Source organism: Streptomyces sp. TN58, assembly GCF_001941845.1.
Lineage (GTDB): Bacteria > Actinomycetota > Actinomycetes > Streptomycetales > Streptomycetaceae > Streptomyces.
This window is the reverse complement of sequence record NZ_CP018870.1, coordinates 6,146,562-6,166,442: the sequence shown is the minus strand read 5'-3', so window position 1 is coordinate 6,166,442 and position 19,881 is coordinate 6,146,562. Positions and strand designations below refer to the sequence as shown.

General features: G+C 71.4%; 16 protein-coding genes and 1 pseudogene. 4 read left to right on the top strand and 13 right to left on the bottom strand.

The window, feature by feature from the left end:
- Nucleotide 1 precedes the first annotated feature (1 nt).
- The 3 genes from BSL84_RS27800 to BSL84_RS27790 all read right to left on the bottom strand — a co-directional run bounded on the left by BSL84_RS27800 (nt 2) and on the right by BSL84_RS27790 (nt 4,755).
- Complete coding sequence (locus tag BSL84_RS27800) at nt 2-2,068, bottom strand: SpoIIE family protein phosphatase (protein ID WP_045322568.1); 2,067 nt, start codon at nt 2,066-2,068, stop codon at nt 2-4.
- A 216-nt stretch (nt 2,069-2,284) separates the two neighbouring features.
- Nucleotides 2,285-3,649 carry an MBL fold metallo-hydrolase gene (locus BSL84_RS27795; RefSeq protein WP_075971405.1) on the bottom strand — a complete coding sequence of 455 codons (1,365 nt, stop codon included), beginning with the start codon at nt 3,647-3,649 and terminating at the stop codon, nt 2,285-2,287.
- On the bottom strand, nt 3,646-4,755 hold the full coding sequence (locus tag BSL84_RS27790) for a sulfite oxidase (RefSeq protein ID WP_075971404.1): 1,110 nt from the start codon (nt 4,753-4,755) through the stop codon (nt 3,646-3,648). Before BSL84_RS27790 ends, BSL84_RS27795 begins: the two co-directional genes overlap by 4 nt.
- A 301-nt stretch (nt 4,756-5,056) precedes the next feature.
- Between BSL84_RS27790 and BSL84_RS27785 the strand changes: the two genes are divergently transcribed.
- Nucleotides 5,057-7,003, top strand: a complete 1,947-nt coding sequence (locus tag BSL84_RS27785; protein WP_324616554.1) for an alpha/beta hydrolase — start codon at nt 5,057-5,059, stop codon at nt 7,001-7,003.
- Nucleotides 7,003-7,539, top strand: a complete 537-nt coding sequence (locus tag BSL84_RS27780) for a hypothetical protein (protein ID WP_075971402.1) — start codon at nt 7,003-7,005, stop codon at nt 7,537-7,539. The genes BSL84_RS27785 and BSL84_RS27780 overlap by 1 nt, the downstream gene beginning before the upstream one ends.
- Nucleotides 7,540-7,599: 60 nt before the next feature.
- On the opposite strand, the gene BSL84_RS27775 is transcribed toward BSL84_RS27780, so the two are convergent.
- Together BSL84_RS27775 and BSL84_RS27770 are read right to left on the bottom strand one after the other, a co-directional pair.
- Nucleotides 7,600-8,814, bottom strand: a complete 1,215-nt coding sequence (locus tag BSL84_RS27775) for an aromatic amino acid transaminase (RefSeq protein ID WP_045322565.1) — start codon at nt 8,812-8,814, stop codon at nt 7,600-7,602.
- The gene (locus tag BSL84_RS27770; RefSeq protein WP_234308451.1) at nt 8,807-9,784 is read right to left on the bottom strand and encodes a DMT family transporter; all 978 of its coding nucleotides are present in this window, start codon (nt 9,782-9,784) and stop codon (nt 8,807-8,809) included. The genes BSL84_RS27775 and BSL84_RS27770 overlap by 8 nt, the downstream gene beginning before the upstream one ends.
- A gap of 136 nt (nt 9,785-9,920) precedes the next feature.
- On the opposite strand from BSL84_RS27770, the gene BSL84_RS27765 reads away from it, so the two are divergent.
- The gene (locus tag BSL84_RS27765) at nt 9,921-10,409 is read left to right on the top strand and encodes an Lrp/AsnC family transcriptional regulator (protein ID WP_030026214.1); all 489 of its coding nucleotides are present in this window, start codon (nt 9,921-9,923) and stop codon (nt 10,407-10,409) included.
- A 52-nt stretch (nt 10,410-10,461) separates the two neighbouring features.
- On the opposite strand, the gene BSL84_RS27760 is transcribed toward BSL84_RS27765, so the two are convergent.
- The 8 genes and pseudogenes from BSL84_RS27760 to BSL84_RS27725 form a co-directional block, all read right to left on the bottom strand.
- Nucleotides 10,462-10,980 (bottom strand): O-acetyl-ADP-ribose deacetylase, encoded by a 519-nt coding sequence (locus tag BSL84_RS27760; RefSeq protein ID WP_045322564.1) that lies wholly within the window; start codon nt 10,978-10,980, stop codon nt 10,462-10,464.
- Between the two features lie 47 nt (nt 10,981-11,027).
- Nucleotides 11,028-12,446 (bottom strand): phytoene desaturase family protein, encoded by a 1,419-nt coding sequence (locus tag BSL84_RS27755; protein WP_045322563.1) that lies wholly within the window; start codon nt 12,444-12,446, stop codon nt 11,028-11,030.
- Between the two features lie 79 nt (nt 12,447-12,525).
- Nucleotides 12,526-13,350 carry an inositol monophosphatase family protein gene (locus BSL84_RS27750; protein ID WP_030026219.1) on the bottom strand — a complete coding sequence of 275 codons (825 nt, stop codon included), beginning with the start codon at nt 13,348-13,350 and terminating at the stop codon, nt 12,526-12,528.
- 60 nt (nt 13,351-13,410) lie between these two features.
- A complete protein-coding gene (locus BSL84_RS27745) occupies nt 13,411-14,148 on the bottom strand; it encodes a tyrosine-protein phosphatase (protein ID WP_030026221.1) in 738 nt (245 codons plus the stop codon).
- Between the two features lie 178 nt (nt 14,149-14,326).
- Nucleotides 14,327-15,343, bottom strand: coding sequence for a TIGR03842 family LLM class F420-dependent oxidoreductase (locus BSL84_RS27740; RefSeq protein WP_030026223.1), 1,017 nt, complete (start codon nt 15,341-15,343; stop codon nt 14,327-14,329).
- A gap of 20 nt (nt 15,344-15,363) precedes the next feature.
- Nucleotides 15,364-16,308 (bottom strand): annotated as a pseudogene (locus BSL84_RS27735) (amidohydrolase family protein); the annotation flags it as partial.
- A complete protein-coding gene (locus tag BSL84_RS34955; protein ID WP_234363644.1) occupies nt 16,209-16,934 on the bottom strand; it encodes a transposase in 726 nt (241 codons plus the stop codon). The pseudogene BSL84_RS27735 and the gene BSL84_RS34955, both read right to left, overlap by 100 nt.
- A gap of 229 nt (nt 16,935-17,163) precedes the next feature.
- The gene (locus tag BSL84_RS27725; protein WP_075971400.1) at nt 17,164-18,291 is read right to left on the bottom strand and encodes a recombinase family protein; all 1,128 of its coding nucleotides are present in this window, start codon (nt 18,289-18,291) and stop codon (nt 17,164-17,166) included.
- A gap of 654 nt (nt 18,292-18,945) precedes the next feature.
- Between BSL84_RS27725 and BSL84_RS37115 the strand changes: the two genes are divergently transcribed.
- On the top strand, nt 18,946-19,809 hold the full coding sequence (locus BSL84_RS37115; RefSeq protein ID WP_079273491.1) for a TniQ family protein: 864 nt from the start codon (nt 18,946-18,948) through the stop codon (nt 19,807-19,809).
- Nucleotides 19,810-19,881: the final 72 nt, after the last annotated feature.

Below are 19,881 nucleotides of genomic sequence, written 5' to 3'. Positions count from 1 at the left end.
GTCACACGGCCCGGGAGCGGGCCAGCAGCATCGCCACGTCGTCCTCCTGCGCGCACGGCAGCAGCCGCCGCAGGATCTGGTCGCACAGCCCCTCCAGGGGCTGCTCCACCCCGTGCAGGGCCTGTCCCAGCTGCTCCATGCCCTGGTCGAGGTCGCGGTCCCGGGCCTCGATGAGTCCGTCGGTGTAGAGCACGAGGAGGCTGCCCGGGGGCAGGCTGACCTCCTCGGTGCGGAAGTCCCGTCCCCCGGCGCCCAGCGGGGTCCCGGGCGGGGCGTGGAGGAAGGTGACGCTCCCGTCGGTGGCGACGACGGCCGGCGGCGGGTGGCCGGCGCGGGCGATCACGCAGGCGCCGGACGCCGCGTGGTGCACGGCGTACACGCAGGTCGCCATCTCGTCCTCGCCGAGGTCGGCGACGACGGCGTCCAGGGAGCGGAGCAGCTGCGCGGGGGGTACGCCGTGGCGTGCGAGGGTCCGTACGGCCGTGCGGAGCTGTCCCATGACGGCCGCGGCGTGGACGCCGTGGCCCATGACGTCCCCGATGACGAGGCCGGTCCGGCCGCCGGGCAGCGGGATGGCGTCGAACCAGTCGCCGCCGACGTCGTGGTCGCTGGCGGGCAGGTAGCGGCCGGTGAGTTCGAGGCCGGGGACCTGGGGCAGGGCGTTGTTGGTGAGGCTGCGCTGGAGGGTCAGGGCCGCCTGGCGCTGGCGGGTGTACATGCGGGCGTTGTCGATGTTGAGGGCGGCGCGGGCGACGAGTTCGTCGACGAGTACGCAGTCCTGCGCGTCGAAGGGCTGGCGCTCGCGTGTGCGGGTCACGGTGACGGTTCCCAGCACGGTGCCGCGGGCGACGAGCGGGACGAGGCGGGCCGATCCCAGGGTGGCCAGGTAGGCGCGCAGGGCGCCGGCGCGCGGGGAGGTGATCAGTGCCGGGATGTCGGAGACGTAGAGGTTCATGGGCCGGCCGGCGGCGATGACCTGCTCGTAGACGGTGCCGGCGGGGATCCGGAAGGTCTGCCCGGGGGTGAGTTTCGCGGTGGGGGCGGAGGGGTCGGGGAACTGGGCCGCCAGGCGGCGCAGGACGCCGCGGGCGGAGGCCGCGGGCGCCGCGCCCTCGTCGGGTCCCAGGACCGCTTCGAGGAGCTGTACGTCGGCGGAGTCCGCGAGCTGCGGCACGAGGAGTTCGACGATCTCCTGGGCGGTCTGGTGCAGGTCGAGGGTGGTGCCGATGCGGGTGCCGGCCTCCGCGAGCAGGGCGAAGCGGTGCTGGGCCAGTTCGGCCTCGGCCTGGGCCTGCTGCCTCTCGGTGACGTCGATGAGGGAGGCGATCACGCCGAGGGGCCGCCCGGAGCCGTCGAGGAGCGGGGCGTAGGAGCAGGACCAGGTCCGGTCGTGTCCGGGGTCGGAGGGTGTCCGCCCGGTGCGGCGGACGTCGACGACGGCGGTGCCGCTGTCGAGTACCTGCTGCATGGTCGCCTCCAGGGCGACGGCGTTGACCCCGGGGACCACTTCGGTGAGCCGTTTGCCGAGGTGCTCGGCGGCGGGCACGCCGTTCATCCGGGCCAGTGCGTCGTTGACGCGGAGGAAGCGCAGGTCGGTGCCGAGCGTGGCGAGGCCGATGGGCGACTGGGTGAAGAGGCTCTGGAGGGCGGCGAGGGAGTCGCGCATGTGGAGGACCTCGGAGGTCTCCACGGCGATGAGCATGGCTCCCATGCGCCCGGTGGTGTCGACGGCGGGGACGATCCACATCTCCATCGTGACGAGGTGCCCGTCGCGGTGGCGGACGGGGAGGGTGCCGACGACGGACTCGCCGGCCTGGACGCGGCGGGTCAGCTGGTCGGCGAGCTCCGAGTTGGCCTCGGGTACCAGTACGGAGGCGCCGGGGCGGCCCAGGATGTCCTCGGGGCGGTGCCCGAGGAGGTCCTGGGCGGCCAGCGACCACTCCACGATGCGGCCGTCGGCGTCCTCCCGCCACAGGGCGATCGGCAGCAGCTCGCGGAGCACGCCCGCGTAGCCGACAGCCGCCGCCGGCGGGTCCGGCACTCCGCTCGTCGACTGGTACGTGTCCACACCGACCTCACCCCGGGGGCCCGATTCCTACCGATTCACCCTATCCGAGGCGTCGGCGCCGGGCTCTGCCTCACCGGAAGGGCGGGTGAGGACCGTACCTCCGTGAGGGCGTCGCGAAACCCCCGCGGGCGCCCGCCTGCTCCGGGCCGCTCCCCGGCCCGCCCCGCCCGGCGGCCGCCGTACCGGTCGCCGTACTGTTCGCCGCACTGGTCGCCGTCACGCGTGCGCCATCAGCTCCAGGGCTCCGCCGCTGATCACGGCGGTCACCGGGATCCCCGCGCGGTCGATCAGGCCCGCCGCGACGGCCGCCCGGCGCCCGCTGCCGCACACCACCACGATCTCCCGGTCCCGGGGCAGCTCGCCGATCCTGCGGGGCAGCTCGGCGAGGGGTACGGCGAGCGAGCCGGGGATGCCGCCTTCGGGGCGGTCCGGCCGCACGTCGAGCAGCCGCCTGCCGTCGACGTGCCCGGCCAGGGCGGCCGCGTCCGCGGTGCGGAAGGTGCGCAGCGGGCGGCCCGCGGCCGCCCAGGCGTCGGTTCCGCCCGCCAGGTACCCGGCGATGTCGTCGTATCCGATCCGCAGGAGCTGGACCATCGCCTCGTGGGCCGCCTCCTCGGCGGGTTCGGGCAGGAGGAGGACCAGCCGCGTACCGAAGGGCACGACCTCGCCGACGAGGCTCGCGAAGCGGTCGTCGAGCTCGTCGCAGATCGAGTCGGGCAGGTGGCCGGCGGCGAACGCCGCCCGGTCGCGTCCGTCGACGATCTGCGCGCCGCCGCCGAGGAGCCCTTCGACCATGGTCGGGGTGAGCGGCCGGGCCACGGGCGGGCCGCCGAGCACGCGGGGCCCGGCGCCGTTGAGGGACCCCATGTGGCGGTAGTAGGCGGGGTACGGGGGCAGGCCCGACATCCGTCCCCGGACGAACTCCTCCTCGTCCTGGGCGGTGAGCACCGGATTGGTGCGCCGCTCCGTGCCGACCGTGCTGGTCCGCTCCCCCGACACCGGGCCGGCCGCGCAGGAGCTGCCCGCGCCGTGCGTCGGCAGCACGCGGGTGCCGTCCGGGAGCAGGGCGAGCCGGCGCAGGGTGCGGTACTGGGCCCGGGCGAGTTCCTCCGTACGGCCGCCGCCGGACAGGTCGGTCCGGCCGGCGTTGCCGACGAGGAGGCTGCCGCCGGTGAAGACGGCCGACGGGGCCCGGGCGTCTGCGTCGAAGACCAGGTAGGAGGTGTGCTCGGCGGTGTGTCCCGGGGTTTCCACGGCCCGCACCGTCACGTCGCCGACGCGGATCTCGTCGTCCTCGGCCAGGGGCAGGTGGTCGAACGCGTACGGTGCGCGGGCCGGGCCGGCGACCGTGGCTCCGGTGGCCGCCCGGACCTCCAGCGCGCCGGAGACGTAGTCGTTGTGGACGTGGGTCTCCAGGACGTACCGGATCCGGACCCCCTTGGCGGCGCATGACGCCATCAGCTCCCAGCTGTCGCGCTGCGGGTCGACGAGGGCGGCCTCGTCACCGCTCGCGAGCAGATAGCTGGTGTCGCCGAGCGACGGGGTGGCGATGACCTCGATCGTCGCCTCGGACGTGTTCATACGACCACCACCTCGACTGAGGCCACGGGGTTGCAGCCGTAGCCACGGGCGTTCCACGGGGCCCGCGGCGGCTGTGTGTCGCCGCGGGCGTCGGTCGCGCGGGCCAGCAGCCGATAGGGGCCCGGCTGCTGCGGGGTCCAGCGGTAGGACCAGCCGGTCCACGCGTACGGGCCTGCCGGTGCTTCGAGTACGGCCTGGTGCCAGCCCCGGACGTGGTCCGGGTCGCGGCCGTCGTCCTCGTGCGCGGCCAGCACCTCGACACTGCGCACGGGCACCCCGCCGCCCGACCAGGCGTGGCCGCGGACCAGGGTCTCGTGGCCGCGGCGCAGGTCCTCGTCGGGTGCGGGTTCGGTGATGAGCGACTTGACCCGCAGGGTGGTGACGGGGCCTTCGGGTGTGCCGCGCAGGTCGAGGTAGAGGTACTGCTCGGTCTGGAAGACGCCGGTGAAGGGGCTGGTCACGGCGCGTGCGCCGATCAGCCACTTCACGTCCGCGACGGCGTACCGGCCGGGGGCCACCAGGCGGACCGGTGCCCCGTGCTCGGGGGTGAGGGGTTCGCCGTTCATGCGGGTGGCCAGGAGGGTGTCGGGGTGGCGGGCAGCGGCGAGCGGGAGGCTGCGTTCGAAGGGGGTGCGGCGGCCGTGCACCGGGCCGGAGTCGGCGCCGGTGAAGACGACCTCGACGGTCGCGGGGTCGAGGCCGGCGCGGTCGGCGAGGAGGTGGAAGGGCACGCCGGCGAAGCGGGCGCAGCCCACCGCCTGCTGGCTCCAGGGCAGGCCGGGCGGGGTGGGCCGCATGAGGCTGCGGCCGTTGCCGGCGCACTCCATGACGACGTCGAGTTCGCGGTGGTCCAGGGCGAGCAGTTCTTCGTAGCCGACGGAGAAGGCGGTGGCGACGGCGCCGTCGAAGCGGAGCCGCCACCGGCCGGGGTCGGCCGGCGGGATGCCGAAGTGGTCGCGTACGAAGAAGGCCCCTGCGGGGGTGAGGGGCTGGGCCAGCGCGGCCGACGGGGTCTGGGCGTTGTACGGGTCGTCGGTGACCGTTTCGGGCGCCCAGGCCGTGGCGCCGGGGCCCTGGGCGACCCGGAAATCCGGCGCTGCGGTCATGGCCACACCTCCGTCGGCCTCGTTGCGGCGCGCGACGCGAATTTCTTCCAGCGTACGTCCGGGAAACCCTTGACTCAGGACAAATAGGGAGGAGACTCATCTATACACCGGATCACCGGAAAGAGCCGCCCCTCCCCCAGGAGACGTCCTAGGGTTCGAGTGACTTTGTCCAGGCTCTGGCCAGGCCCCCGGCAGCACTTGTCGACCACGGGAGCCATCGGCGACGGCGGATGGCTCATGGAACCGACGGACTGCCGGGGACTGTCATGCCCGCGAACGCCCGCAGGTAGGATCGCGATCATTGCATTCGCAGACATGTACGGGGGCGGTGATCGCGGGGATGGACTACGCGACGCTGAAGGCGCTGAAGCCTTCGGAGTTCACGGAGGCGGCGGACGGGTACCGGTCGGTCAGCAGCATGGCCGACCACGCGTACGCGAGCGCCGAGAGTCAGATCACCACGCGGCTGAGAGGGGGGCTGAAGGGCAAGGCCGTCGAGGCCGCGGTCGAGCAACTGCTCCTGCTGGCACAGAACTTCCACTACACACAGGTCGAGTGCGGGCTCGCGGCGACCTCGCTGAACGCCCTGGCCGCGTCGCTGACGACCGCCAAGTCGAAGCTGGACGCCGCCCTCTCAGACGCCGAGGCGGCGAAGTTCTCGGTGGGGGCGGACGGTTCGGTCAGCTACCCGCCCGCGGGCGAGGAGAAGGACGGCAAGCTGCCCGACGGCGGCACGGTGTCCGGCAGTGCAAAGGGCAAACCGTCCGGGAACGTCATCGATCCCACCAAGGACGCCAACGACCTTTCCGCCGCGCTGGAGCGGCAGGCCGCGAACATCCACCCCAATCCCAACTTCGGGAAGGCGGTGGAGATAGCCAACCGGATCGCCCAGGCCGTCGCCGAGGCCACCGAGGCCGACGCCCAGTGGGCCCCCAGGCTGCGCAAGCTCAAGGCGGACGACGACCTCGTGGTGTCCGAGGAGGACTGGGCCGACGTCCAGGCCGACACCTGCCAGGTGCAGAGCGGGGCGAAGGACTATCTCGCCCACATCAAGCCCCCGCCGCCGAAGGGCAGCGGCCCCACCCTGAACGCCGAGTGGTGGAACGGCCTTTCCGCGCAGGAGCGGGAGGCCTACATCACCCTCCAGCCGGCCAGTGTCGGCGCGATGAACGGGCTGCCCGCGGAGGTCCGCGACAGCGCGAACCGCACGGTGCTCGCGGAGACGCACGGCGCCTATCGGACCGAGCTGAACGGGATCCCCAAGGAACCGCAGCCCAAGTACCACTACGTCCAGCGAGGGCGCGCCTGGATGCGCGAGGAGACCGACGAGTGGAGCGCCTGGAGCAAGAAGTATGAGGACCGGAAGGCTCATCTGAAGGACCGGCTGAACGGCATGGAAGCCATCCAGGCGCGCTTCGACAACACCGGCGCCCGCGGGCTTCCGCAGGCGTACCTGCTCGGTTTCGACGCCGAGGCGAACCATGACGGACGGGTGATCCTCGCCAACGGCAATCCGGACACCGCGGACCACACCTCCATCTTCGTACCGGGCACGAAGACGACCCTCGGCAGCATCGAGGACGAGGCCGCGAAGAGCGACGCCCTGTGGCGCGAGGCCCACGCAATGGTTCCCGGTCAGACCGTGTCCACGATCACCTGGTTCGACTACGACGCCCCGCGCTCGGCGAAGCCCGGTGACAGCGGGGACGTCGTCCCCGAAGCCGTCCACGACAAGTACGCACAGAAGGCTGCACCGACGCTGCGGGAGTTCCTCGACGGCGCGGAGGCGGCTCACCAGGCGGCCCGCGGCGACAGCGCCCACACGACCCTCATCGGCCACAGCTACGGGTCCACCGTCATCGGTGACACGGCGAAGTACCGCAGCGAGTACGCCGACACCTGGGCCGACCCGCTGCCGGTGGAAGACGTGATCGCCGTCGGCAGCCCGGGCATGCAGGCGGACCGCGCCGGCGACCTCGGCTTCCAGCCGAAACACGTGTGGGCCATGGAAGGCGGGGGCGACGACAACTTCGTCACGGGTGGTGGCCGGCTGGTCGGTCTCGGCGACAACTGGACCATTCCGACGGACGAGTCCTTCGGCGCCAACAAGATGCACAGCGATTCCCCCGGGCACGGGAACTTCTGGGACGAGCAGGAGGGCAAGCCGTCCATCAGTCTCTCGAACCAGGCAGCCGTGATAGCCGGCCTCTACGAAGAAGTCGAGCTGGACAGGAAGGCTTCCCACTGATGGACCGCGGCAACAGGCGTAACGTCACTGTCCTGGCGCTCCTCGGCGCCCTGGCCCTCACCACAGGATGTAGTTTCGTGAACAACGAATCCGAGCGCTCGTACACGCCGCAGCCTCGCACCCATCAGGAGGTGGAGGAGGAGGTCGGTGACCTGTCGAGCAGGGCCCTCGACATGACCCAGGTGAAGGGCAAGGTGACCGATGTCGGCCCAGCCACCTACCCCTGCGGCACCAGCGAGGAGAAGAAGCAGGGTCTCCGCAACGTCAGGCACGTCTGGTCCGTCTACGGGGTGGATCACGACACACTCGACAAGGGCATGAAGAACCTTGCCGCGCAGCTGCCCCAGAACGGTTGGCAGGTCGTCAGGAACGGCCCGAACGCAAAGACCGAGAGCAAGCGGATCGAGGTCTTCGCCGTCCACGAGCAGACCCGCACCCAGCTTGAGGCCAGGTGGATGGACAGCTCCGACGGGGGCGAGGACCTGATCCACTTCGCCGTGTACTCCCGGTGCTTCAAGGACACCGACCCCGAGTGACCCGCGAATGACGCGCGGGCCAGCGCCCCGGCGGGCGCCGGCCCGGGGGCCGCATGGGTCTCAGGCCATCTCGCGCGGGCGGGGCACCTCGGCCGTGTCCAGGACCGCCGCGATCCCCTGGGCCAGGCAGGGGATCCGGTGGGCCGGTATGCCGGCGATGTTGATCCGACCCGAGGTCGTCCCGTAGATGGCGTGCTGCCTGCGCAGCCGCAGCATCTGGTTCGGGGACAGCGGCAGCATCGAGAACATGCCCTTCTGCCGGGCCAGCGAGCGGGCCTGCTCCGAGCGGCCGAGCGCGCCGAGGTGGGCCGTCAGGTCCGCCCGGTTGGCCATGATCCGGCCGCGCATCACGTCCAGCTCTGCCTGCCAGGAGGCCTTCAGTGCCTCGTCCTGAAGGATCGTGGCGACCACGGCGGCGCCGTGTTCGGGCGGCATCGAGTACAGGGTGCGGGCGGCGTTCTGCAGGGCCGTCTCGGCGTGCCGCACGGCCCGGGCCGAGGAGCCGAGGACGACGGCGCAGCCGACGCGGTCGCTGTAGAGGCCGAAGTTCTTGGAGCAGCTCACGGCGATCAGCATCTCGGGGACCCGGGCCGCCAGCATCCGCGTGGCCAGCAGGTCGGCTTCCAGGCCGTCGCCGAGCCCGTGGTAGGCGAGGTCGACGAAGGGCACCCAGCCGCCGCGCTCGGCCGACTCGGCCAGCGCCTCCCAGTCGTCCAGCAGGGGGTCGACGCCCGTGGGGTTGTGGCAGCACCCCTGGAGCAGCACGACATCGTCGCGGCCCGCCTCCGCCAGCTGCCGCAGCACGCCCGCCGTGTCGAAGCCGCCTTCGGCGTCGCGCCACCCGTAGGTGCGGACCTTGAGCCCGGCGGCCTCCAGGATGGGCCGGTGGTTGACGTAGGCGGGGTCGCTGATCCACACCGTGGCGCCCGGTCGGGTACGGAAGACCAGGTCGGCCAGGAGGCGCAGCGCGCCGGAGCCTGCGACGGTCTGGACGGCGGCGGCCCGCTCGGCGGGCCCGTGCGCGCCCAGCACCAGGTCGAGCATGGCGCGGTTGAAGGCGGTGTTGCCGGAGAGCCCGCGGTACTCCTTGGTCTCGGAGCGCTGTGCGAGCCGGATCTCCGCCTCGCGGACGGCGGCCATGACGGGGGTGGTGCCGGACTGGTCCCGGTAGACGCCGAGGACGAGGTTGAGGCGTTCGGGCCGCTCGTCGTCGCCGAACTCGTACGTCAGCTCCCACAGCGGGTCGGTGGGCGGCGGGGGAAGGAGCTCAAGCATCTGCGGGGACCTCGGGTCGGGGACGGCGGTTGGCGAGGACGACGCCGGCGGTGATGAGCGGGACGCCGACGAGGACGGCGGCGGTCGGTGACTCGCCGAGCAGGGGGATCGCGAGCAGGACCACGGCGACGGGGCTGAGGCTGCCGACGGCGGAGCTGCGTTCGGCACCGAGGCGGCGGATGGCGAAGGCGTACAGCAGGCCCGCGCACAGCCCCACGCCGAGGCCCTGTACGACCAGGAACAGCGCGATGTCGGTGCCCGCGGCGTGCGCGATCCCGGTGGGCAGGGCCCCGGTGAGGACCAGCAGCCCGATGATCACGAAGGAGGGCAGGCACAGCAGTCCGATGGATCCGACGGGATCGAGGTCCACCTCGCGCAGCCCCACGGTGTAGAGGGCCCACAGGCCGCTGGCGACCAGGAGGATGCCGGAGCCGGCGAGGACGTCGGTGTCCACGGGGACGACGTAGCGCCAGACGAGGGCGACGACGCCGGCGGCGATCAGCGCCAGTCCGACGGCCTGGGTGCCCCTCGGGACGCCGTGTCCGCGCCGGATCATGATCAGGGAGACGAAGAGCGGGACCATGCCGGGGACGATGGAGCCGACGAAGGCGGCGGAGGTCAGGGCTCCGCCGTGCATCGCGGCCAGGAAGAAGGGCACCCCGGCACCGCAGACGATCTTCAGGGCGGGGCCCGGCCGCACCGCGGCGATGGCGTGGCGGCGGCGCCACAGGGCGGGGGCGAGGACGACGAGGGGGAGGCCGAAGCGCAGCAGTGCGGCGTCGGCGGGCAGCAGCGAGGAGGCGCTCAGTGCGCGGGCGCTGAGGGCGAACGCCGCCCAGATCGAGACGGTCACCAGCAGTGCCAGCATGCCCTGGGCCTGGGGGGAGAGCCCGCGCCGGCCGGGGTGTCCGGCGCGCGGGCCCGCCGCGTCGGGAGGCAGGGTCGCCCGGGTGGTGTGCGTCGCGACCAAGGGATCCACTCCAGCCTCTGGAACACGGACCGGTCCGGTCCGCTCGAAGGCAACGCTAGGGCTTCGGCCGGGGCAGCCGATTGCCAGTTCTGCCTCTCGGACATACGTTTGGGGCAGGATCTGCCAAGGAGGGGCCGTGGACGCAGTCGATCTGCAGATCATCCGGGAACTGCAGGCGGACGGGCGCCTCACCAACCAGGAACTGGCGGACCGCGTCCGCCTGTCCCCGTCGCCCTGTCTGCGCCGCGTACGGCGGCTGGAGGAGGCCGGTCTGATCCGCGGCTACACGGCCATGGTCGACCAGGTCGCCTTCGGGCTGCCGGTGACCGTCTTCGTCCGGATCCGGCTGGAGCGGCACACCGCGGAGGCGGTGCGCCTCTTCGAGGAGCATGTCGCGGTCATCGAGCACATCCAGGACTGCTACCTGATGGCGGGCAGCAGCGACTACCTGCTCCGGGTCGTCATCGAGGACCTGGAGGCGTACGAGGCGCTGGTGCGCCACCGGATCCACGCCATCCCCGGGATCGCCTCGATCGAGTCGAGCTTCGCCTACGGCAGCGTCAAGCAGTCCAGGACCTATCCGAGGCCGGCGCCGGGCGCCTCCCGGCGGGCGCGGGGGGCGTGAGGCCCGCCGGAAGGCCTGCCGAGCCGCCTGCCGAGCCGCCTGCCGCGGATGGCTACCGGGTCGCCTGGACCGCCGCCTCGAAGGCGGCGCGGGCGGCTTCGTCGAAGAGGACGAAGCGCACCTCCTGGACCTCGGTACGGGCCGCCCGGACCGTCCGGACCGCGATCGTCGCGCCGTCGTCCATGGGCCAGCCGTAGACGCCGGTGGAGATGGCGGGGAAGGCGACCGTACGGGCGCCCAGCTCGTCGGCGACGCGCAGCGACTCGCGGTAGCAGGAGGCGAGCAGCTCCGAGCGGTCCTCCTCGCGCGACCAGACGGGGCCGACGGTGTGGATGACGTGTGCGGCCTGCAGCCGGCCGGCGGTGGTGGCGACGGCCCGGCCCGTCGGCAGTCCCTTGCCGTAGTGCGAGCGGCGCAGGTCCTCGCAGGCGGCGAGGATCTCCGGACCGCCCTTGCGGTGGATGGCGCCGTCGACTCCGCCGCCGCCGAGCAGCGAGGAGTTCGCGGCGTTGACGATGGCGTCGGCCCGCTCGGCGGTGATGTCGCCGCGGACGAGGGTGATGCGGACCATGGGGAGTGCCCCTTTCGCGTGTGGTCGCGGGGTCGGACGGCTGCTTCTCAGGCGGCCTTGCGCAGGTGGCGCCAGACCGCCTTGGCGGCGTTGTGGCCGGACATGCCGTGGACGCCGGGCCCCGGCGGGGTCGCCGAGGAGCAGATGAAGACCGCCGGGTGGGCGGTGGTGTACGGGGAGAGGCTGAGCCTCGGGCGCAGCAGGAGCTGGAGGCCCGAGGCGGCTCCGCAGGCGATGTCCCCGCCGACGTAGTTGGGGTTGCGGGCGGCGAGCTGGGGCGGGCCGGCCGTGGCGCGGGCCAGGACCAGGTCGCGGAAGCCGGGGGCGAAGCGCTCCAGTTGGCGCTCGACGGCTTCGGTGAGGTCGCCGTCCCAGCCCGCGGGGACGTGGCCGTACGCCCAGAAGACGTGCTTGCCCGCGGGGGCCCTGCCGGGGTCGACCAGGCTGGGCTGCGCTGTGATGAGGAAGGGCGTGCGGGGGGCCCTGCCGCCCGAGGCGAGCTGGAGGGCGGCGTCGATGTCGCGCAGACGCGGGCCGACCTGGACGGTGCCGGCGCGGCGTGGCTCCTCGGCGGTCCACGGGACCGGGCCGTCGAGCGCGTAATCGATCTTGAACACGGAGGCGCCGTACCGGTAGCCGTCGTAGGCGCGCCCCAGGCGGGCGATCCGGGCCAGTGCGGTCGGCGAGGTGTCGAAGACGTAGGCGCGGGCGGGCGGCAGGTCGTCGAGCCGCTTGACCTCGAAGTCCGTGTGGATCTGGCCGCCGAGGTCGCGCAGGTACGCGGCGAGGGCGTCGGAGATGGACTGGGAGCCGCCGCGGGGCAGGGGCCAGCCGCCCGCGTGGGCGGCGAGGGCGAAGACGAGGCCGACGGCGCCGGTCCCGATGCCGCCGAGCGGTGCGATGACGTGGGCGACGAGTCCCGCGAACAGCGCGCGGGCCCGTTCGTCCTGGAAGCGGCGCAGGAGCCAGGTCGAGGGCGGCAGTCCGGCGAGCCCGAAACGGGCGAGGGTCACCGGGTCGCGGGGCAGCGCGGTGTCGGGCAGGGACATGAAGTCCCGGGCCAGGGTGTCCCATCGGCCGAGGAACGGGCCGACCAGTCGCCGGTAGGCGCCGGCGTCGCGCGGTCCCAGGGACGCCGCCGTCTGCGCGACGGAGCGGGCGAGGACGGCGGCGGTGCCGTCGTCGAAGGGGTGTGCCATGGGCAGCGGGGGGTGCAGCCACTCCAGCCCGTACCGTTTCAGCGGCATGGTGGCGAAGACCGGGGAGCCGATGCCGAGCGGGTGCACCGCCGAGCAGGGGTCGTGCCGGAAGCCGGGGAGGGTCAGCTCCTCGGTGCGGGCTCCGCCGCCGACCGTGTCGGCGGCTTCGAAGACGGCAACGGAGAAGCCGCGCCGGGCCAGTTCGACAGCGGCCGTCAGCCCGTTGGGGCCCGCCCCCACCACGACCACATCGAAAATCGACGGCACTTGCACTCCTTCGTTTCCGGGGGCGTTCGCCTCTCCAGCTTATTGCGACGGCACGTGGGGGCGGGCCGCCGGACAGCTCCTACGCGCCCCGGAGCAGTTCCCTGACGCGTACGGCGGTGGCCTCGTCGCGGCCCACGGCGAACGGCAGGGCGTTGTCGCGGTCCACCCGGAAGGGGACCCCGTCGACGGTGCTCTGGGCGCCGCCCGCCTCGGCGACCAGCAGCAGTCCGGCGGCGTGGTCCCAGGCCGAGGGCCAGGTGAAGGCGAGGGCGTCCATCTCGCCGCGGGCCACCTTCAGGTACTCCAGGCCGGCCGAGCCGCAGGGCCTGGCGGCGACGCCGGGTACGTCGAGCCGGGCCAGGGTGCGCTTGTTCTCGTCGGAGGTGTAGAGCGGGTGGGCGATGGCGACCCGCAGGTCGGCGCCCGGCTCGGGTGAACCGCTGCGGATCCGCTGTCCGTTGACATGGGCGCCCTGCCCGCGCACGGCGGTCGCCATTTCCTCCAGGGCCGGGGCGAAGGTCCAGGAGGCGAGGATCTCGCCGTGGTGGGCGAGCGCGACCAGGGTGCAGAAGGCCGGGTCGCCGCCGACGAACTGGCGGGTGCCGTCGACGGGGTCGACGATCCACACGGGGGCGTCCGCGCGCAGCGCCTCGTAGACGGTGGGGTCGGCGTGGACGGCTTCCTCGCCGACCACGGCAGAGCCGGGCAGCAGTCGCGTCAGGGAGGCCGTGAGGTGTTCCTCGGCCTTGCGGTCGGCGACGGTCACGAGGTCGTGCGGGCCGTTCTTCTCGTCGACCTCGTGCTCGGCGAGCTGCCTGAATCTCGGCATGATCTCGATCGCCGCCGCCTTGCGGACGGCTTCTTCCACCTCGGGCAGGCTGTGGGCCAGGAACTCATCGATCATGTCTCCAGCAAAGCACGCCCCGCCGACAAACCCCACCGCCGGACCCTGAACGCCGGGAGGTCAGGCGTTCGCGCCGGTCAGCAGGCGGGCCCGCAGGCGCTCCGCCGTGCGGTCGGACAGTCCGACGCGGTCGGCGAGGTAGCCGTGGACCGACCCGTGGCGCTCCTCCAGGTCGGCCAGCACCAGCTCCATGACCACCGCGGGGGCTCGGCCGTAGCTCGGCCATCTGATGACCCGGTCAGGGTTGGCGGCGTGCCAGTCGGCGGTCAGGCGCTCGGTGGCCAGTTCGGTCAGTGCGAAGTCGGCGAGGACGTCGTGGCGGCCCACTCCGAGCAGGGTCAGTACGAGGGCGCCGATCAGCCCGGTGCGGTCCTTGCCGGAGGCGCAGTGGAACACCACCGGTCCGGGCGCTTCGGCGATCTCCTCCAGGACCTGCCGGATCTCCTCGGCGCCGTCCTCGGCGACCTCCGCGTACCGGGCCGCGAGATGGCGCCACGGGTCGATTCCGGGGTCGATCTCGGCCTGGTCGTAGGGCCGGTGCTCGATGCTCAGGTTCGCGTAGCGGAACCGCTGCGCTTCGGGGATCCGGCCCTTCGCCTCGATCTCCCAGGGGTAGCGCAGGTCGATCACGGTCCCGATGCCCAGTTCCAGGAACCGCTCCCAGTCGGCGCCCCGGAGCTTGCCGAGCGAGTCGGCCCGGTACAGCGTCCGCCAGGCGACCGTGCGGCCGTCGGCCGAGCGGTATCCGCCCATGTCGCGGAAGTTGTGCAGTCGGTCGAATGCGATGTGCCGGTTCATCGGCTCTCCCCCTGGCCCCCGGGCACCGCTGGTGGCGATGCCGCGCGTTCGCGTCTGGTCCCGCTCGGACACATCATCGCGTACGGGGAGTTCGGTCTGCCGGTGACCGGCCGCGGGTGTCCGGGGGCGGCGGGAGCCGTGGGCGGGGCCTGGTGGAGCCCCGCCCGCGGCGGCGGGGTCAGTCGCGCAGCTCCGGGATGATGTGGGAGCCGTACGCGTCGATGGTGGCCTCCCGTGCGTCGTGCATGTCGTAGACGGCGAACTGGTCGACGCCCAGGTCGCGCAGGGCGCGGAGTTTCCCGATGTGCGCCTCGGCCGGGCCCAGCAGGCAGAACCGGTCGACGATCTCGTCGGGGACGAAGTCGGTGGACGGGTTCCCGGCGCGGCCGTGGTGGCTGTAGTCGTAGCCCTGGCGGGCCTTGACGTATTCGGTGAGCTCGTCCGGGACCATGCCGGAGTGCTCGCCGTAACGGGAGACGAGGTCGGCGACGTGGTTGCCGACCATGCCGCCGAACCAGCGGCACTGGTCGCGGGCGTGGGCCAGGGCCTCGGCGGAGGCGTCGGCCGTGACGTAGGCGGGGGCCGCCACGCAGATGGTGAGGGACGCCGGGTCGCGGCCCGCCTCGGTCGCGGCCTGCCGTACGGCCTTGACCATCCACTCGGTCAGGTAGAGGTCGGCGAGCTGGAGGATGAAGCCGTCGGCCTTCTGACCGGTGAGGGCGAGGGCCTTCGGCCCGTACGCGGCCATCCAGACGGGCAGTTTCCCGTCCTTGATCCAGGGGATGCGGATGGGGTTGCCGTCGACGGACGCCTCGCGGCCCTCGGCGAGGTCGCGGATGACCTCGATGGCCTCGCCGAGCCGGGCCAGGGTGTTGGGGGCCCGGCCGGCGACCCGCATCGCGGAGTCGCCGCGGCCGATGCCGCAGACGGTGCGGTTGCCGTACATGTCGTTGAGGGTGGCGAAGGTGGAGGCGGTGACCTCCCAGGTGCGGGTGCCCGGGTTGGTCACCATCGGGCCGACGTGCAGCTTCTGCGTGTTGGCGAGGATCTGGCTGTAGATGACGAACGGCTCCTGCCACAGCACGGCGGAGTCGAAGGTCCAGCCGTAGCGGAAGCCGTTGCGCTCGGCCCGCTTCATCAGGCTGACGACCTGGGAGGCGGGCGGGTCTGTTTGCAGGACGAGGCCGAAGTCCATCGGGCGGCTCCTTGACGCTCTTACAGGTACTGGCAGGTGGAGCGGTGGACGAAGGCCCCGTGGCCGGCCCGGCCGGTGTACTCGCGCCGGTCGACGACGAGTTCGCCGCGCGAGAGGACGGTGTCGACGCGTCCGGTGATCCGCCTGCCCTCGTACGCCGAGTAGTCCACGTTCATGTGGTGCGTCTCGGCGGAGATGACCTGCTCGGCGTGCGGATCGTAGAGGACGATGTCGGCGTCGGCGCCCGGCGCGATGGTGCCCTTCCTGGGATAGAGGCCGAACATGCGGGCCGGGGTCGCGCAGGCGATCTCGATCCACCTGCGGCGGCTGATGTGCCCGTCCACCACGGCCTGGTGGAGGAGGTCCATCCGGTTCTCCACGCCCGGCAGACCGTTGGGGATCTTCGAGAAGTCGCCCCGGCCGAGCTCCTTCTGGCCGCGGAAGCAGAAGGGGCAGTGGTCGGTGGAGACGACCTGGAGGTCGTCGGTGCGCAGCCCCCGCCACAGTGCGGCCTGGTGTTCGCGCGGCCGCAGCGGGGTGGAGCAGACGTACTTGGCGCCCTGGAAGTCGGGCTCCGCCAGGTTGTCGGTGGACAGGAAGAGGTACTGCGGGCAGGTCTCCCCGAAGACCGGCAGGCCCTTGTCCCGGGCCGCGGCGATTTCGGCGACCGCTTCCTGCGCCGAGACGTGCACGACGTACAGCGGGGAGCCGGCGACCCGGGCGAGCTGGATGGCGCGGTGGGTGGCCTCGGCTTCCAGCAGCACCTTGCGGACCTCGCCGTGGTGGCGGGGGTCGGTCTCGCCGCGGGCCAGGGCCTGTTCGACGAGGACGTCGATCGCGATGCCGTTCTCGGCGTGCATCATGATCAGTCCGCCGTTGGAGGCGCCGCGCTGCATGGCGCGCAGGATCTGCCCGTCGTCGCTGTAGAAGACGCCCGGGTAGGCCATGAACAGTTTGATGCAAGTGCGGGTGCGCCCTCAGGGCCCGCAGCATCTTCGCTGGTCACGCCGCCCCGGGGCGGACCACTAAGGCGCGGGTCGAAGGTTCCGGTTATATGCAGGTCAGGCAGCCCGTACAGGGGCGGCACCGGCGAACCTGCACACTCGCCCAGAGCCAGGACCGCTCTCTCCCATACTCCGGTTTTGAGGTACCCAAGCGCCTTTTGGTAGAGGCTCTGGGGCCGGTGCCCCAGCGTGATCTCGTCCGGCAGGTCCTTCCACATCAAGCCGTGCCGAGCCTTGTACAGCGACGCCTCGAACGCCACGCGAGGGGGAACGACCCGCGTCTGCTTCTTCGGCCGGGGGAACAGGGCCTCGACCTGCGCCCACTGGTCCTCCGTCAGTTGGGGCGGCACCAACCGCCCCTCCCGATGGAACCACTCCTCGAAGGCGCAGCTTCCGCCTCGCAGAGCGCCCGGGACATCGCTGGTCACGACGACCTGCACGTCCAGTAGCTCCAGCAGGTCACGCTTCTTCTCCGCCGGAAGCACGTCCAGCTTGGGCCGCGCCTGAAGGGCCAAGTCCAGGATTTCATTGGCCCGCGCCTCCTGTTGCTCCGCTTCGAGCAGCCAATCCAACGTATCGTCACGCATCTTTCGGAGCTTCTGTTCCTTATCCTTGAGTTCCTGTCTTACTTCCTCAATTGTGGCCCTGATCTCCTCTTCGGTCTCGTCATCGTCACTTTCGTCGGCTGCCATCGCAGCAGCGAGGGCGACTAGCTTCTTTTTTCGCATTCGCTGATTCCTGTCGATCTGCTCGTCAAGCTCCGCAATGCGCTCACGGTACGATCGGGAACGATTAGGAATCTCACCAATCCATTCTTCAGCGAGCCTTCGAAGCTTTTCCTGATCCCCCAAGGTACTGGCAACCTCTTTCCAAACCACTCTCTCTAGAGGTTCCGCAAGAATCTCTTGACAGGAGCACGGGTTCTCCAGCCGATGCCCCACACCTGTAGGTGGTTCGATCCCGCGCTTCCCTATGGGTTCCGACGTAGTGACTCCCGCAGAGAGCCTGAACCCGCGTGGAGAGGACGTAGTCCCTTTGCTCACTCTTGACAAAGGAGCGCCGTGCAATCGCCTTGCGGACCTCAGCGACACGCTCAGCCGGCAACGGAGTGGGAACCGGTATTCGTACGGTGTCCCCATAGAGAGGCTTCCCGTCCGGAGCCAGCCGCACAGCACTGCCCCGCTCGGTGTTGCGGTAGATGATGTACCCATCAAGGGCTGTCTGCATGAACACTCGGATGAGGTTCGCTCCGGTCCAAGGCACCCCGCGGGGGGTGGTGTAACCAAGCGCGTTGAGGCCCCTCGCGGCATCCTCCGCGTTGCATTCGTCGACCAGCAGACAGGCCGCGCGATCAAGGAGCTCAACGCCTTGCTCCCGCAGGGTCGGCGGGCCGATGACGCCCTTGGGCGGTAGCTCGAGCCAGAAGGGTGCGACGCCTCCCGGCCACCCGCCGGCCTCCAGCTTCTTCTCGCGGCCGCCCATCGTGCGGTCCAGGATCATTGCGTGTTCCAGCTCGGCCATGTATGCGAGGAGGCTGAGCTGGATTCCGAACATCTCGTCTTCGCTGTCGATGCGGCCGTCAGCCGTCGCTACGCGCACGCCGCGGTCAGTGGTGTCATACACCCAGCGGTGGATGTCCTTCATCGTGCGGCCGATGCGGTCCAACTTGCCGAAGATGACGAGGTCGTACTGGCCGTCAGCAATGTCCGCGTTCAGCGCGGTCAGGTCGGGCCGGCTGGACAGCTTTCCGGAGACGCCGCCGTCCGTGTAGACCTCGTAGGTGTACTCTCCCTTCCCGATCTTATAGTCGAGCCAGGCTATGCGCTGGTCGAACTGGACGTTGAGCCCGTACCCCCGAAGCTGCTTTGCGGTGGACACTCGGAGATAGATGGCGACGCGCAGCTTGCGACGTCTCTCAGCTCGGGGCAGATGTCTCGTTCTCACACTCTCTCCTTGGGGTCACGAGAATCCGACCAACGATCTTCCCCCGAGTCAATCAACTTGACTCTCGATCGATTCTTCTCCCTGCGAAACCTCGACACCGAAGATGATGTCGGCCAGACGCCGGCGCTCTAGGTGATTGAAGTCGCGCGGCCGCCAATCAGCCCGAATAACCGGTGCTACTCGGCGTTTGGGGGCGCGACTGGGGCAGTGCTCTGACATAGACGCTTGGAGTACCTTCCAGCAGGTTGGCTTGAGCGGATCCCTGCGGCACCGCCGCGCTACCGCGCGCAGCCCGCTACCACAGCAGGACCAGACGGATAGCGGACAGCCATCAGGGAGTTCACGTCGCCACCACCTTGTGGCGAGGCGAACCACTTCAAGGGTCCAGAGAACCCCCGGTTTGGCTAACCGGGGTTCATGGGCTATACGTCCTCGGCGCCTCGCCGCTTGCGTAGGCTGGCGGCGCACGAGCCCGGGCGAGGTGCCGGCCAGTCAAGCGCAGCCGCGCGCCTGCCGCCGACCCGCAACCGTGATCGGTTGGGGCGGGGCATCGCGAACAGCAAGTGAGCTTTGCTCCGCTGGAGTTGCCCTCGCGTCGCGATCGGAAATAGGGGCTACGCAGACAATCGGCTCGTCGGGGTGGTCGCCGAGGGGATGACGCTCGCGCACTACGCCGACGGTGTTCTGCCCGCGTTTCCCTCTCCCCCGCACTGGCGGACCGCCGCCGTCTGGGTGGCCCGTCTCCGTCTCGCCCTGCCCGCACGGTCGCGCGCGTGCCCGGCGTGTCTGCGCGAGAGCGGCGGGCGCTGGCTGCTGCGGTGGCGTCTTGTCTGGTCCTTCGCCTGCGCCCGCCACCGCGTCTATCTCCTCGGCGCCTGCCGCGGCTGCGGCAACGCTCTGCACCGACTCGGCCCCGGCCCGGCGGACGCGGTCGTGTGCGGCCAGTACGAGCGAAGCAACCCAGGGCGCGTCTGCCTCCGGGCGATCTCCCGCATGCGTCCTCCCCGGCTGTCCGACCCGCATCTGCTCCAATGCCAGCGCCGCCTCGACCACCTCGTCGACCACCCGCACGGTGACGGCGGCCGGGACATCCTCCAGTCGCTGCACGTGGCACTGGAGGACATCCGCATCGGCTACGACGACGCCCCGCCGCTTCCGGACACCGACGCCGTCCTCCACCGGCGCTGGCACGGCCATGGCGGGGCCCTGTGGTACCAGAACGATCCACTGCTGACGGCCGCTCTCATCAAGATCGCGACGGCGGGCGGCCTCGCCGCCTCCCAGGACACCCGCACACAGGCCGACACGGCCTCGTGGTCCGCCGACGGACTCCGTTCCCCGTGCACCAGCGCACCGCCGGCCAACCGCTTCGGTGGTACGTGCCGCGCGATCGCCTGCGCGGCCTGGGTACCGCCCGGCCAGGGCCACGTGGTGAAGACACAGATCCTGTGCCCCGCACACGCGGATCACGTCATCGCGCCGGCCGCCGCAGACCTCATCCCCCGGCGTTTCACCTGAGCCCCGCTCGATGACGAAAACCGTGGCCCCGGCGAAACGGACCACCTGGCCCTCGTGGTTGAGGCCGGTCCG

Excerpts from the sequence above, each read along its gene's own strand:
- BSL84_RS27795 (WP_075971405.1), bottom strand. The coding sequence starts at position 3,649 with ATGAACACGTCCGAGGCGACGATCGAGGTCATCGCCACCCCGTCGCTC.
- BSL84_RS27790 (WP_075971404.1), bottom strand. The coding sequence starts at position 4,755 with ATGACCGCAGCGCCGGATTTCCGGGTCGCCCAGGGCCCCGGCGCCACG.
- BSL84_RS27750 (WP_030026219.1), bottom strand. The coding sequence starts at position 13,350 with ATGATCGATGAGTTCCTGGCCCACAGCCTGCCCGAGGTGGAAGAAGCC.
- BSL84_RS27780 (WP_075971402.1), top strand. The coding sequence starts at position 7,003 with ATGGACCGCGGCAACAGGCGTAACGTCACTGTCCTGGCGCTCCTCGGC.
- BSL84_RS27745 (WP_030026221.1), bottom strand. The coding sequence starts at position 14,148 with ATGAACCGGCACATCGCATTCGACCGACTGCACAACTTCCGCGACATG.
- BSL84_RS34955 (WP_234363644.1), bottom strand. The coding sequence starts at position 16,934 with ATGCGTGACGATACGTTGGATTGGCTGCTCGAAGCGGAGCAACAGGAG.
- BSL84_RS27740 (WP_030026223.1), bottom strand. The coding sequence starts at position 15,343 with ATGGACTTCGGCCTCGTCCTGCAAACAGACCCGCCCGCCTCCCAGGTC.
- BSL84_RS37115 (WP_079273491.1), top strand. The coding sequence starts at position 18,946 with ATGACGCTCGCGCACTACGCCGACGGTGTTCTGCCCGCGTTTCCCTCT.
- BSL84_RS27760 (WP_045322564.1), bottom strand. The coding sequence starts at position 10,980 with ATGGTCCGCATCACCCTCGTCCGCGGCGACATCACCGCCGAGCGGGCC.
- BSL84_RS27775 (WP_045322565.1), bottom strand. The coding sequence starts at position 8,814 with ATGCTTGAGCTCCTTCCCCCGCCGCCCACCGACCCGCTGTGGGAGCTG.